Annotated in this window: 9 protein-coding genes; 3 read left to right on the forward strand and 6 right to left on the reverse strand. The window is 68.6% G+C overall.

Features of this window, described 5'->3' with window-relative positions:
* Nucleotides 1–18: 18 nt before the first annotated feature.
* On the reverse strand, nucleotides 19–972 hold the full coding sequence (locus VLK61_RS06950) for a cytochrome c oxidase subunit II (protein ID WP_325419561.1): 954 nt from the start codon (nucleotides 970–972) through the stop codon (nucleotides 19–21).
* A complete protein-coding gene (locus VLK61_RS06955; RefSeq protein WP_325419563.1) occupies nucleotides 969–1,382 on the reverse strand; it encodes a c-type cytochrome in 414 nt (137 codons plus the stop codon). Before VLK61_RS06955 ends, VLK61_RS06950 begins: the two co-directional genes overlap by 4 nt.
* Nucleotides 1,383–1,479: 97 nt before the next feature.
* Between VLK61_RS06955 and VLK61_RS06960 the strand changes: the two genes are divergently transcribed.
* The 3 genes from VLK61_RS06960 to VLK61_RS06970 all read left to right on the forward strand — a co-directional run bounded on the left by VLK61_RS06960 (nucleotide 1,480) and on the right by VLK61_RS06970 (nucleotide 4,813).
* Entirely contained in the window at nucleotides 1,480–2,355 is an 876-nt protein-coding gene (locus VLK61_RS06960; RefSeq protein ID WP_325419565.1) for a c-type cytochrome, read from the forward strand.
* Between the two features lie 125 nt (nucleotides 2,356–2,480).
* Complete coding sequence (locus tag VLK61_RS06965) at nucleotides 2,481–4,415, forward strand: PAS domain-containing hybrid sensor histidine kinase/response regulator (RefSeq protein ID WP_325419567.1); 1,935 nt, start codon at nucleotides 2,481–2,483, stop codon at nucleotides 4,413–4,415.
* A gap of 41 nt (nucleotides 4,416–4,456) precedes the next feature.
* Entirely contained in the window at nucleotides 4,457–4,813 is a 357-nt protein-coding gene (locus tag VLK61_RS06970) for a PRC-barrel domain-containing protein (protein ID WP_325419568.1), read from the forward strand.
* On the opposite strand, the gene VLK61_RS06975 is transcribed toward VLK61_RS06970, so the two are convergent.
* From VLK61_RS06975 to VLK61_RS06990, 4 genes are all read right to left on the reverse strand, one after another.
* Nucleotides 4,792–5,361, reverse strand: a complete 570-nt coding sequence (locus VLK61_RS06975) for a hypothetical protein (protein WP_325419569.1) — start codon at nucleotides 5,359–5,361, stop codon at nucleotides 4,792–4,794. The two genes, VLK61_RS06970 and VLK61_RS06975, sit on opposite strands and share 22 nt — an antisense overlap.
* A 60-nt stretch (nucleotides 5,362–5,421) precedes the next feature.
* Nucleotides 5,422–6,822 (reverse strand): sigma-54-dependent transcriptional regulator, encoded by a 1,401-nt coding sequence (locus tag VLK61_RS06980; protein WP_325419570.1) that lies wholly within the window; start codon nucleotides 6,820–6,822, stop codon nucleotides 5,422–5,424.
* Nucleotides 6,823–6,873: 51 nt separating this feature from the next.
* Nucleotides 6,874–9,033, reverse strand: coding sequence for a response regulator (locus tag VLK61_RS06985; protein WP_325419572.1), 2,160 nt, complete (start codon nucleotides 9,031–9,033; stop codon nucleotides 6,874–6,876).
* The coding region (locus VLK61_RS06990; RefSeq protein WP_325419574.1) for a response regulator at nucleotides 9,033–13,036 on the reverse strand (4,004 nt) is incomplete at its 5' end. The genes VLK61_RS06990 and VLK61_RS06985, both read right to left, overlap by 1 nt.

The raw sequence follows: 13,036 nt of genomic DNA on the forward strand, positions 1-13,036 counted from the left end.
TCGTAGCGGCCCGCGCCCTCAATGCAACTGCTCGAGCCAACGGGCCAGCGCGTCCAGCGTGGCCGCGTCCAGATGCGCATAGGAGGGCATGCGCGCGCCCGGCTTCAAGGCCTGCACGCTGACCAGCCACTGCCGCATCGCGCCCGGTCCGTTGCGCAGCACGCCCGCGCCCAGGTTCATGCGCCCGGCCACGTGCGTGAGATCGGGGCCGAGCGCGCCCTGCTCGGCCACGCCGCGCACCGTGTGGCAGGCCGCGCAGCCTTGTGCGACAAAGGCCTGGCGGCCGGACTCCGCGGCCGCCGATTCTGCTGACGCAGCGGGCGCCGCCGGCACGGCCTGCGCGGCCAGCCAGCGGTCGAACTCCGCCGGCGGCATCACCACCACCCGCAGCGCCATGCGGGCGTGCTGCAGGCCGCAATACTCGGCACAGACCCCGCCGTACACGCCGGGCCGTGTGGGCGTGATCATCAGGTGGTTGACGCGGCCGGGCACCAGATCGCGCTTGCCGCCGAGCGCGGGCACCCAGAAGCTGTGGATCACGTCGGCCGAAGCCAGGCCCAGCAGCGTCGGCCGGCCGGCGGGCAGCCGCAGTTCGTTGGCACCGCGGAGGTCGAGGCCGCTGGCTGCATCGTGGTAGCGCAGGTCCCACCACCACAAGTGCCCGGTCACCGCGATGGTCAGTGCCGGCGCGGCCGGCATGCGGTCCAGGTCGGCACTGCGGCCGCTGGCATACAGCCACAGCAGGCCCAGCACCACGGCCGGAAACACCACGCCGCCGTCCAGCACCCAGCGGCTCAGCGGCACCTCGCGCCGTGGCCGTGGCCACACCGCGCGGGCCAGCAGCAGCAGCATGCCGACGAAGATCAGCGTGCCGCCGACGATCAGCACGAGGTTGATCTCGTGCAGCACCGCCGCCTGCTCGCCGGCAGGATGCAGCACCGAGGCCTCTGGCGCCGCCGCCACGGCCGTCATCGCGGCTGCAGCAGGAATGCTGCCATGTCGCGTGCATCGGCGGCGCGCACGCCCATGTCCGGCATCGTGGTGCCCGGCACCAGCGCCTGCGGCTGCTGCAGCCACTGTTGCAGGGCCTGTGGCGTGTTCGGCAGCTGGCCGGCGATGTAGCTGCGGCGGCCGAAGTCGGACAGCGACGGCCCGACGCGGCCCGCCGCAGCGGGCACGTCGGCAATCACGTGGCAGCTGCCGCACTGGTGCTGCAGCAGCAACTCGCGGCCGCGTGCCGCGTCGCCGCCGGCGACTGTCGTGAAGGCCGCGGCCGGCGCCTCGTCGCGCGCGCAGCCGCCCAGCGCAGGCAACAGCGCAGCCAGCATCAACACCGCAGCTGCGGCGCGCGGCCGCAAGCAAACGAACAGAACGGCAGTCATCACCGCCGTGAAGGTCAAGAATCATGCCCGCCCCACTGCCGCCGGGAAGGCCCGCGCCTTGCAGGGACGCCCAGCCTCCCCTGCCCCATCCGCCACCATGAAGGCCACCCTCACCCTGCTGGGTACCCTGCTGCTGATGCTTGCCGGCGCAGCGGTGGTGGTACGGCTGGGTCTCTACGATATTTCGGCAACGTCTTCGCACACCGGTAGCGTTTACGCCTTGCTCGAGACGACGATGATCCATTCGGTGCGCGCCCGCGCCGCGACGATCGAAGCGCCGCCGCTACAGGACCCGGCGCTTCTGACACAGGGCGCGGCCTGCTACCGCGAGCACTGCGTGCAGTGCCACGGCGGCCCCGGCGTCGCGCAAGGCGATGTCGGCAAGAGCCTGCAGCCGCTGCCCGGCCCGCTGGTCGACGCGGCCCGCCGCTGGCGCCCGCGGGAGATCTACTGGATCACCCGCCACGGCATCAAGATGAGCGGCATGCCGGCCTGGGAGCTGCGGCTGAGCGACGGCCAGCTGTGGGCCGTGGTGGGCTTCGTCGACCGGCTGGCGCTGCTCTCGCCGCAGGGCTATGCCGGCGCGATGGCGCAAGCCCAGGCGCAACGCTGCGCCACTGCTTCGGCACCCTGCCCAGTGCCCGGCAACTGCACGCCGACCGACACCGCCGACCAGCAACCGGTGCAGGCGCGCAGCCGCGACGAGCAGGCCCGGCTGGCGCTGGCCCAGTACGCCTGCGTGGCCTGCCACCGCATCCCGGGCGTGGTCGGGCCGGACACGCATGTCGGCCCGCCGCTGCACGAGTTGTCGCGCCGCCGGCTGCTGGCCGGTCGACTGGCCGGCACACCGGACAACCTGGCGCGCTGGATCCGCGCGCCGCAGCAGATCGACCCCGCCACGGCCATGCCCAACATGGGCGTCACCGAGCCCCATGCGCGGCTGATGGCGGACTACCTGCTGAAGCCGCGCTGAGCACCGCCGCTCGTGCGCACCGGCGGCGGCCATTTCGCCGCGGGCGACACAGGCACGAGCACAGGCACAAGATTTGCCTTGAACGAGGATGATCGCCCCAGGGCCTGCACGGGAGGACTGACCACGTGAACTTGCCAGCTCCCCCTTTGGCCCTGGTGCCCGCCGAGCAGAGCTTTCGCCTGCTGGTCGACAGCGTTCAGGACTACGCGATCTTCTTGCTCGATCCGCACGGCACGGTGGTCAGCTGGAACGAGGGCGCCCGCCGCATCAAAGGCTATGAGGCCGCCGAAATCATCGGCCATTCGTTCGAGACTTTCTACGAGCCCGAGGCGGTAGCCAGCGGCTGGCCGCAGAAGGAATTACAGCACGCGACGGCGCTGGGCCGCTTCGAAGACGAAGGCCTGCGCGTGCGCAAGGACGGCACACGCTTCTGGGCCAGCGTGATCATCACCGCGCTGCGCAACCCGCAGGGCACGCTGATCGGCTTCGCCAAGGTCACCCGCGACCTGAGCGAGCGCCGCGCGCAAGAGGAAGCCCTGCGCCGCAGCGAAGAGCAGCTCAAGCTGCTGATCGATTCCGTACGGGACTGCGCGATCGTGATGCTCGACCCCTCGGGCGTTGTGCTGAGCTGGAATACGGCGGCCGAGTCGATCACCGGTTATGCCGCCATCGAGGCCATCGGGCACGATCACGCGATGTTCTTCGGCGCCTCCGACGTGGCGGCAGGCAAGCCGGCCGCCGAATTGCACCGTGCACGCCTGGAGGGCCGGTCCGAATCGCAGGGCTGGTGCGTGCGCAAGGATGGCTCGGCCTTCTGGGCCGGCACGGCGATCACGCCCATGCTGGACCCGCTCGGCGCACTGCGCGGCTTTGCGCTGGTCACGCGGGACCTGACCGACCAGCGCCGCCTGCTCGAACTGGAGCAGGCCACACGGCGCACCCATGAATTCCTGGCGGTGCTGGGGCATGAACTGCGCAACCCGCTGGCACCGATCCGCAACGCCGTGTCGATCATGCAATTGCATCCGCAGATGCCCGCCGCGCTGACCGGTCCGCGCGACGTCATCGACCGGCAGCTGCAACAGCTCACCCGCCTCGTCGACGACCTGCTGGACGCCGCGCGCATCTTCGCCGGCAAGATCCAGCTGCAACTCGGGCGCATCGACTTCCGCGAGGTGGTCAAGGCCAGCCTCGAAGCCATCCAGGCCAGCGCCGACAAGCGCAGGCAGGTGCTGCACGCCAGCGTGCCGGCAGCGCCCGTCTGGGTTCATGGCGACGCTTCCCGCCTCATCCAGGCCTTGCACAACGTACTGGACAACGCCGTCAAGTTCACGCCGGAAGAGGGCAACATCCGTGTCGAGACCCGCATCGCCGGGGCCTCCTGCGTCACCACCGTGAACGACAGCGGACGCGGCATTGCCGGCGACAAGCTGGAGCGCATCTTCCAGATGTTCGTGCAGGAGGACAGCGAAGCCGGATCACCCCGGACCTCGGGCCTGGGCATCGGGCTCAACCTGGCCCGCTCGCTGCTGGAAAGGCAGGGCGGCCGGCTCACGGCGCACAGTGCCGGTGTCGGCCAGGGCAGCAAGTTCACGATGCTGATGCCACTGGCGGCCGACAGCCACACGCGCGGCGCGTCCGGTCCCTTGACCGCCGGCGACAGGAACCGGCGATCCTTGCCGGTGCTGGTGGTCGACGACAACCAGGATTCCGCCGACACGATGGTGCGCTTGCTCACGCTGCTGGGCCACCACGCGCAGGGCGCCTATTCGGCCGCCGAGGCGCACGCCGCAGCGCGGCAACTGCGGCCTCTGCTGGTGTTTCTGGATCTCAATCTGCCTGACGGCAACGGCTTCGACCTGCTGCAGCAGATGGCGCCGGAGTTGCCCAACGGCGCGGTGTTCGCGGCCATGACCGGTTATGGCCAGGCCGCCGACCGCAGCAAGACGCTGGCGGCCGGGTTCGCGCTGCACCTGGTCAAGCCGGTCGGCGTCGGTGACGTCAACGATGCGCTGGAAGAAGCCCGTCGCCGCCTGGACGCGGCTGCGCAGGGTACGTGAATTGCCGTGCCAGGTGACCCCTTCCACTTCAGGAGATCACCATGGATACATCCGTCATCAGCCACGACATCATCTCGTCCGAGCAGGTCGAAGGCACGGCCGTCTACAACACCGCCGGTGACAAGCTGGGGTCGATCGACGATCTGATGATCGACAAGCGCACGGGCCAGGTTCGCTATGCGGTGCTGGAGTTCGGCGGCTTCCTCGGCATGGGCACCGACCGGTACCCGCTGCCGTGGAGCTTGCTGAAGTACGACACGACGCAGGAGGGCTACATCGTGCCGCTGGACAAGGCGCTGCTGAAGGACGCGCCACGCTACACGCGAGACGATCTGCCGGTGTACGACGACGCCTTCGGCCGGCGCGTGCACGACTACTACGGAGCCCCCTGGCTCTGATGGGTTGCCGGCTGCACAGCCGGCGTGAGCCGCAGGGGAGCCTGGCTCCCTTGCTCGCCCATGCCGGCCACGCGCAGCAGGGCATACAACGGGTCGGCATCGCCGCCGCAGAGCGCATGCTCGGCATGGTCGTGCCGGCCCGGCTCACGCAACACCGCGACCAGCGTGTCCCCGCGAACCCACACGTTCAGCGACAGCAGGGCTTCATAGCCGTGCCCCTTGTCGGCATAGCTGGTCAACGCGATCTCGTGCCAATCGGGCGCACCGATGATGCGCGGTGCCAGCTTGGCGCTGCCGAAATGCATCAGCGCCACGGCCTCGATGACTTCCAGCGCCGGCGAACGGCTGGCGTCATGCTTCAACAGCAGCGTGCGGACGTCGACATCGCGCGGGCACGAACCGCGCCGCTGCGCCAGCACATGCTGCGCGTCGTAGCGGGGCCCGAGGTCGAGCATCCAGCGTTCGCCGACACTGTGCAGATAGTGGACTGTCCACTCTGCACGCAATGCCGCCAGCGTGCACAGACTCGGTTTGACTCTGCCTCTCATTGAACACACTCCTGGCCGAGACCCGAGCAAAGCAATTGACGTACCGCTTCGCGCGTGTGCCTAAGACAGGCCGCCAGGTCCTGGTGGAAACGCCTCGTTGCCGTATTCCTTCAAGCGGTTGTAGAGCGTCTTCAGGCTGATGCCGAGCGTGCCGGCGGTGCGCTCCTTCTGGCCCTGGAAATGCCGCAAGGTGGCGAGGATCAGATGCCGTTCGGCAACGGCCATCGAGATGCCCACCGGCAGCACGACACACGGCGGTGACGATTCGCCGGCGCCGGCGGCCATGCCCGTGGGCTGGCCATCGCCGGCGCCGACCGGCAGCCATTCGGCCGTGATGTGCTCATCCACCGTCATCACGTAGGCGCGCAGGATGGCATTGCGCAACTCACGCACGTTGCCCGGCCAGCGGTAGGTGCACAAGGCCGTCAGGGCCTGCGGCGTGAAGCGCTTGTGCTGGCCTTCGCGCCGGCAGAAGTCGGCCAGGAAGTGTTCGGCCAGCAGCGGCACATCGTCCAGCCGCTCGCGAAGCGGCGGCATCTCGATCGGAAAGACATTCAAGCGGTACAGCAGATCTTCCCGCAGCCGGCCTTCGGCCATGGCCTGCATCGGCGACCGGTTGGTCGCGGCCACCACGCGCACGTCGGCGGTCTGCAGGGCCGTCGACCCGACGCGGAAGAAGCTGCCCGTCTCGAGCACGCGCAGTAGCTTGACCTGCAGTTCTTGCGGCATTTCGGTGATCTCGTCGAGGAACAAGGTACCGCCCCGCGCCCGCTCGAAGAACCCTGGGTGCGCACGGTCGGCCCCCGTGAAGCTGCCCTTTTCGTGGCCGAAGAATTCGCTTTCGAGCAGGGTCGGCGAGATGGCGCCGCAGTTCACCGCCAGGAAGGGCTGACTGCGGCGCCGGCTCAGCTCGTGCACGGTCTTGGCCACCAGCTCCTTGCCGGTGCCGCTTTCACCGGTGATGAACACCGTGACCGCCGTGCCGGCGACGCGCGAGATCTGCCCGTACACCCGCAGCATCGGTGAGGCGCGACCCCACAGCTCACCGAAGTTGCCGCTGCGCGCCAGCGTTGTCGTCATCTCCTGCACTTCGCCGACCAGCGCCGAAGGCGGTATCACGCGCGACAGCACGCCTTGCAACTGCTTGAGTTGCACCGGCTTCAAAAGGTAGTCGGCGGCGCCGAGCCGCAAGGCCTGGATCGATGTCTCCAGGCTCGCGTAGCCGGTGATCAGCACGATCACCGCGCGACTGACCAGTTCCGAATCGTCGAACAGTTCGATGCCGCTGCCATCGGGCAGGCGCAAGTCCAGCAGCACGACGTCCGGCGGGTGCAGCGCGATCTGTTGCCGTGCGGCCTTCAGGCTGTGCGCGGTGGCGACACTGAAATTCTCCAGCTCCACCAGGGCTGCCATGGTCGAGGCCCCATCCACGTCGTCGTCAACGATCAGCGCATGGCGCATGCACGCCTCCCCAAGGATCTCGGGCCATGAATTATGGGGCGGCGCGCCGCATCAAGGGCGACGAAACGCGTACAGCGCGGCCCCGGCGGGCGAGTCCGCCACGGGCTCCTGCGCCGGCGGCGCGGCGCGCGCGACCAGTTCGCCCAATATCGCCGCATCCACCGGCTTGAGCAGGTGTTCGTCGAACCCGGCCTCGCGGCCGCGCTGCCTGTCGGCAGGCTGGCCATAGCCGGTCAGCGCCACCAGCAAGGCATCACGTGTCTGCGGCAGCTGCCGCAGCCGGCGGGCCAGCTCGTAGCCATCCATCAGCGGCAGGCCGATGTCCAGCAGCACCACTTCGGGCGCAAAGGCCTGCACCTGCGCCAGTGCCTGCCCGCCATCGTGCGCGACACACACGGCATGACCGAAGAGGGTCAGCATCGTCGCGGTGGTTTCAGCAACATCGGGGTTGTCTTCCACCACCATCACGCGGCGGCGCGGCGTGCCACCGGCCGCCGCCGGCTCGCCGGCGTGCGGGCGGGGCGCCAGGGGCAGGCAGGGCAGGCGCACCTTGAACTCGGCGCCCTGCCCTGGGCCCGCGCTGAGCGCCTCGACATGGCCATCGTGCAGCCTGACCAGGCGCTGCACCACGGTCAGCCCGACGCCCAGCCCGCCCTGGTTGCGGTCCAGCGCGCGCCGGCCCTGCTGGAACAGGTCGAACACCCGCGGCAGCAGCTCGGCGTCGATGCCCATGCCGTTGTCGCGCACGCTGATCACCGCATGCCCGTCCTCGACACTCACCGCCAGGTGCAGGTGCCCGTCGGCCGGGGTGTAGCGGTTGGCATTGCTCAGCAGGTTGCTGACGACCTGCTGCAGCCGCGCCGGATCGCCCTGGATCCACAGCGGCGCCTCCGGCAGCGTCTGCGTCAGCTGCTGTCCGTGCGCGGTGATCATCGGCCGCTGCTCGTCGAGGCACTGGACGACCAGCGCCACCAGGTCCAGCGGCAGGGTCTGCAGCACGATCTTGCCCTGGCTGATGCGCGACACGTCCAGCAACTCGTCGACCAGGCGCGTCAGCTGCCGCACCTGGCGATCGGTGACATCGGTGGCCCAGACCAGCTTGGCATCGTTCGGCGCCAGGCGGCGGATCAGCTCGACGGCATTGCGGATCGGCGCCAGCGGGTTGCGCAACTCGTGCGACAGCATGGCCAGGAACTCGTCCTTGCGCCGGCTGGCTTCTTCCAGCCGCGCCTCGGCCCGTCGGCGCTCGCCGATCTCGGCCTGCAGGTTCTGGTAGAGCTGCGCCGTCGCGAAGGCGGTGGCTGCGCGCAGTGCCACGTCGTCGAGCACCGCGGTGCCCAGCGTCGTGCTCGGCCCGCCGATCAACAGCGCGCCCAGCGTGCGCTCGCCGTGGTGCAGCGGGTGCACGGCATTGAACTGCGCCGGCAGGGCCTCGGGCCTGTTGCCGTGCGGCAGGGCCCGGGCCAGGCGCTCGCGCTCATCGGCGCTCAGTTCGGCCTGCATCGCATCGGCCCGCTGGAAGGCCATGCCGCGACCATCGAGCGCCTTGCAGCAGCGCATGACCAGCTGAACCTGCTGCTGCTCATCCAGCAGCACCAGTGTGGCCTCGCCGGCCAGGGACGGCACCACCTGGGACAGCAGCGTGCGCATGCCGGCCTGCACATCGAGCAGGCCGCTCAGCGAACGGCTCAGCTCGGACAGGAAGGCCGAGCGGCGGGTCGATTCTTCGGCCATCTGCAGTGCCGCCGCGGAGGCGGCGAGCGCAACCCGTTCGTCGGCCTGGCGCGCGATGCGACGCTGCAGCACGTGCAGCTCGACGAACACGCGCACCTTGGACCTTAGCATTTCCGGCACCACCGGCGAGGGGATGAAGTCCACCGCCCCCAGCGCGTAGCCGCGCGAGGTCTGCTGCTCGTCGGCAAAAGCGGTGATGAAGATGATGGGCGTGTGCGCCGAACGCTTGTAGCGGCGCACCAGCGCGGCCGTCTCGAAACCGTCGATGTCGGGCATGTTGACGTCCAGCAGGATCACCGCGAACTCGCGCGCCAGCACCTCGCGCAGCGCCTCGGCGCCCGAGCGCACGAAGACCAGGTTCTGTTGCAGCCCGTCCAGCACGGTCTTGTAGACCAGCAGCTTTTCCTGCAGGTCGTCGACGATCAGGATGTTGACCCGGTCGATGGCCGGGCCCTCCAGCACGTCGGGTGTCGACATCAGCGGCACAGCCAGCCCCGCAGCACGCCGAGCAGGTGCATCGGGTCGACCGGCTTGGACAGGTAGTCCCAGGCGCCGGCCTCGATGCACTTCTGGCGGTCGCCCTTCATCGCCTTGGCGGTGACGGCCACCATCGGCAGCTCACGCCCCCGGGGCAGCTTGCGGATCTGCTGCATGGTCGCGATGCCGTCCATCTCCGGCATCATGATGTCCATCAGCACGATGTCGATGGCCGGATCCCGTTCCACCAGCCGGATCGCCTCGCGCCCGTTGTCGGCCGAGACGATGACCATGCCGACCTCGTCGAGCACAGTGGCCAGCGCGAAGATGTTGCGCATGTCGTCGTCGACGATCAGCGCCTTCTTGCCCTTCAGGCCGAGGTGCGCCTCGAGCGAGGCCTCGATCTCGCGCCGTTCGTGATCGGACAGCACGGCCGGGCTGCGGTGCAGCCAGAAGGCGATGTGGGTGCGCAGCGCCGGCAGCGAGTCGGCCATGCGCAGGCCGAACACGCCGCGCTCGCGCCCCCAGGCCCGGCGTTCGGCAGCGCCCGCGTCGCCGGCATGGCGCACCACCACCAGCGGCAGCTGGCAGACGCCGCTGCGTGCGGCCACCGCGTCGAGCAGGTCCTCGGGGCCGAAGTCGGCCAGCGCTTCGTCGACCACCACGCAATCGGCATCGGCCAGCGTGCTGCGCGCCTGCGCCGCACTGTCGGTGGTGATCGGCTGAATGTCGCTGTCCAGGCTGGCCAGCAGTTCGCTGCGCAGTGTCGAAGGCGGCATCACCACGGCCAGGCGCCTGACCGGTCGCTCGTGGTAGCGGAACAGTTCCGCCAATGCCGCGTGCACGACATCGGCCGACTGCAGCGGCTTGGCCAGGAAGCCGATCGCGCCGGCCTGCAGCGCGTAGCCGCGCGAATCGTCGGTCGAGACCACGCAGATCGGAATATGGCGCGTCGCCATGTCGCTCTTCAGGCGGTCGAGGATGCGCCAGCCCTCCATGTCGGGCAGGTGGATGTCCAGCGTGATGACGCTGGGTCGGTATTCGCGTGTCATCGTCAGCGCACCGGCGCCGGTGCCGGCGACCAGGCCCTTGAAACCGTGCTGGCGTGCCGCCTCCAGCAGCAGTTGGGCAAAGCCAAGGTCGTTTTCGACGATCAGCAGCACACGGTCGCCGGCGGCGACATCGTCGCGGTCGTCGTCGGCGTCGTTGGCAAAGACCACTGGCACGCCGGCCGCCGCGTCCTCGCCATAGGCGGCTCGCAGCGCCGGCATCACCGGCTCGAAGAACGCTCGCCGCCCGTCGCTGCCGCGGCGCGGCGTGTCGTCGCGCAGTGCCCCGGCCTCGTCGGCAGCGTCAGGCGCCGCGCTGCGGCCGTACCGCACGGCACGCACCGGGCTGTAGCTTTGCGGCAGGTAGAGCGTGAAGACGCTGCCCTGCCCCGGCGCGCTGGCGAGCCGGATCTCGCCGCCCAGCAGGCGCGAGAGCTCGCGGCTGATCGCCAGGCCCAGGCCGGTGCCGCCGTACTTGCGCGAGGTGGAACCATCGGCCTGCTGGAAGGCCTCGAAGATGATCTGCTGCTTGTCCGGCGAGATGCCGATGCCGGTGTCCGTCACCGAGAAGCCGATCACCTGGCTGGCGCGGTTGAGTTCTTCGTTGTCGGGTGACCAGCCTTCGAGGGCCTGCGTGATCTTGAAGCTCACCTGGCCGATGTGGGTGAACTTGAAGGCGTTCGACAGCAGGTTCTTGATGATCTGCTGCAGCCGCTTGACATCGGTGACCACCGTCTTCGGCAGCGGCTGCTCCAGTTGCACGACAAAGTCCACGTGCTTGGATTCGGCAAAGTGGCGGAAGCCGCGTTCGACCGAGCGGTGCAGTTCGTCGAGCCGCAGTTCGCTGACATCGACCGCGACCGTGCCCGATTCGATCTTCGACAGATCCAGGATGTCGTTGATCAGGATCAGCAAGTCATTGCCCGACGAATGGATGGTCTTCGCGAACTCGACCTGCTTGCCGCTCAAGTTGCCGTCCAGGTTCTTGCACAGCTGGTCCGACAGGATCAGCAGGCTGTTCAGCGGCGTGCGCAATTCGTGCGACATGTTGGCCAGGAATTCGGACTTGTACTTCGAGGTCAGCGCCAGCTGCTCGGCCTTTTCTTCCAGCGCCTGGCGCGCCTGCTCCACTTCCTGGTTCTTGCGCTCCACCTCCTGGTTCTGGTGCGCCAGCAGGCGGGCCTTGTCCTGCAGCTCCTGGTTCGTCTGCTGCAACTCCTCCTGCCGGCTGCCGAGCTCTTCGGCCAGCGATTGCGATTGCTTCAGCAGGTCTTCGGTGCGGGTGTTGGCCTCGACGGTGTTGATGACGATGCCGATCGATTCGGTCAGCTGGTCGAGGAAGGCCTCGTGCACCGGGTTGAAGTGCTCCAGCGAAGCCAGCTCCAGCACGCCGCGCACCTGGCCTTCGAAAACCACCGGCAGCACCAGCACGTCCATCGCGGCGTTGTCGCTCAGGCCCGAGGCAATGCGGAAGGCCTGCGACGGGACATTGGTCAGCAGGATCCTGCGCTTGTCGATCGCGCACTGGCCGACCAGGCCCTGGCCGAGATCGACCTCTTTGCCATGCGCGCTTTGCCCGCCCGAGGCATAGCTGGCCAAGAGCTTCAGCCGCGGCAGCTCGCTCATGCCGCTCATCACGTAGAACTCGGCCTGCTGCGCGCCGACCACCGGCGCCAGCTCCGACAGGATCAGCTGGCCGACGGTGACCAGGTCCTTCTGGCCCTGCAGCATGCGGCTGAACTTGGCCAGGTTGGTCTTCAGCCAGTCCTGCTCGGTGTTCTTCTGCGTGGTGTCCTTCAGGTTGCGGATCATCTCGTTGATGGTGTCCTTCAACGAGGCCACTTCGCCCTGCGTCTCGACGGTGATCGAGCGCGTCAGGTCGCCCTGGGTCACCGCCGTGGCCACCTCGGCGATCGCGCGCACCTGTGTCGTCAGGTTGGCGGCCAGCTCGTTGACGTTTTCGGTCAGGCCCTTCCAGGTGCCCGAGGCGCCGGGCACCTTGGCCTGGCCGCCGAGCTTGCCTTCCACGCCGACCTCGCGCGCCACCGTCGTCACCTGGTCGGCAAAGATCGCCAGCGTGTCGGTCATGCCGTTGATGGTGTCGGCCAGCGCGGCGATTTCGCCCTTGGCCTCCACCGTCAGCTTGCGCTTCAGGTCCCCATTGGCCACGGCCGTCACGACCTTCGCGATGCCGCGTACTTGGGACGTCAGGTTGCCGGCCATGAAATTGACGTTGTCGGTCAGGTCCTTCCAGGTGCCGGAGACGCCGCGCACCTGGGCCTGGCCCCCCAGCCTCCCTTCGGTGCCGACCTCGCGCGCCACGCGCGTGACTTCGGCGGCGAAGGACGAGAGCTGATCGACCATCGTGTTGATCGTCGCCTTCAGCTCCAGGATCTCGCCCTTCACGTCGACGGTGATCTTCTTGCTCAGGTTGCCCGCGGCCACCGCCTTGGTCACGTCGGCGATGTTGCGCACCTGGCTGGTCAGGTTCGAGGCCATCAGGTTGACCGAATCGGTCAGGTCTTTCCAGGTGCCGGCCACGCCACGCACCACGGCCTGGCCACCGAGCTTGCCTTCCGATCCCACCTCGCGCGCCACGCGGGTCACTTCCGAAGCGAAGCTGCGCAGCTGATCCACCATGGTGTTGATCGTGGCCTTCAGCTCCAGGATTTCGCCCTTTACGTCCACGGTGATCTTCTTGGAAAGGTCGCCGGCCGCCACGGCCTTGGTCACATCGGCGATGTTGCGCACCTGGCTGGTCAGGTTGCCGGCCATGAAGTTCACGTTGTCGGTCAGGTCCTTCCAGGTGCCGGCCACGCCTTGAACATCGGCCTGGCCGCCCAGCTTCCCCTCGGTACCCACCTCGCGCGCCACCAGCGTCACTTCGGAGGCGAACGAACTGAGCTGGTCGACCATGGTGTTGATGGTGTTCTTGAGTTCCAGGATCTCGCCCT

Source organism: Aquabacterium sp. (assembly GCF_035476535.1).
Lineage (GTDB): Bacteria > Pseudomonadota > Gammaproteobacteria > Burkholderiales > Burkholderiaceae_C > Pseudaquabacterium.

Coding starts and splice junctions, on each gene's coding strand:
- VLK61_RS06950 (WP_325419561.1), bottom strand. CDS start 972: ATGACGGCCGTGGCGGCGGCGCCAGAGGCCTCGGTGCTGCATCCTGCC.
- VLK61_RS06955 (WP_325419563.1), bottom strand. CDS start 1,382: ATGACTGCCGTTCTGTTCGTTTGCTTGCGGCCGCGCGCCGCAGCTGCG.
- VLK61_RS06960 (WP_325419565.1), top strand. CDS start 1,480: ATGAAGGCCACCCTCACCCTGCTGGGTACCCTGCTGCTGATGCTTGCC.
- VLK61_RS06970 (WP_325419568.1), top strand. CDS start 4,457: ATGGATACATCCGTCATCAGCCACGACATCATCTCGTCCGAGCAGGTC.
- VLK61_RS06975 (WP_325419569.1), bottom strand. CDS start 5,361: ATGAGAGGCAGAGTCAAACCGAGTCTGTGCACGCTGGCGGCATTGCGT.
- VLK61_RS06980 (WP_325419570.1), bottom strand. CDS start 6,822: ATGCGCCATGCGCTGATCGTTGACGACGACGTGGATGGGGCCTCGACC.
- VLK61_RS06985 (WP_325419572.1), bottom strand. CDS start 9,033: ATGTCGACACCCGACGTGCTGGAGGGCCCGGCCATCGACCGGGTCAAC.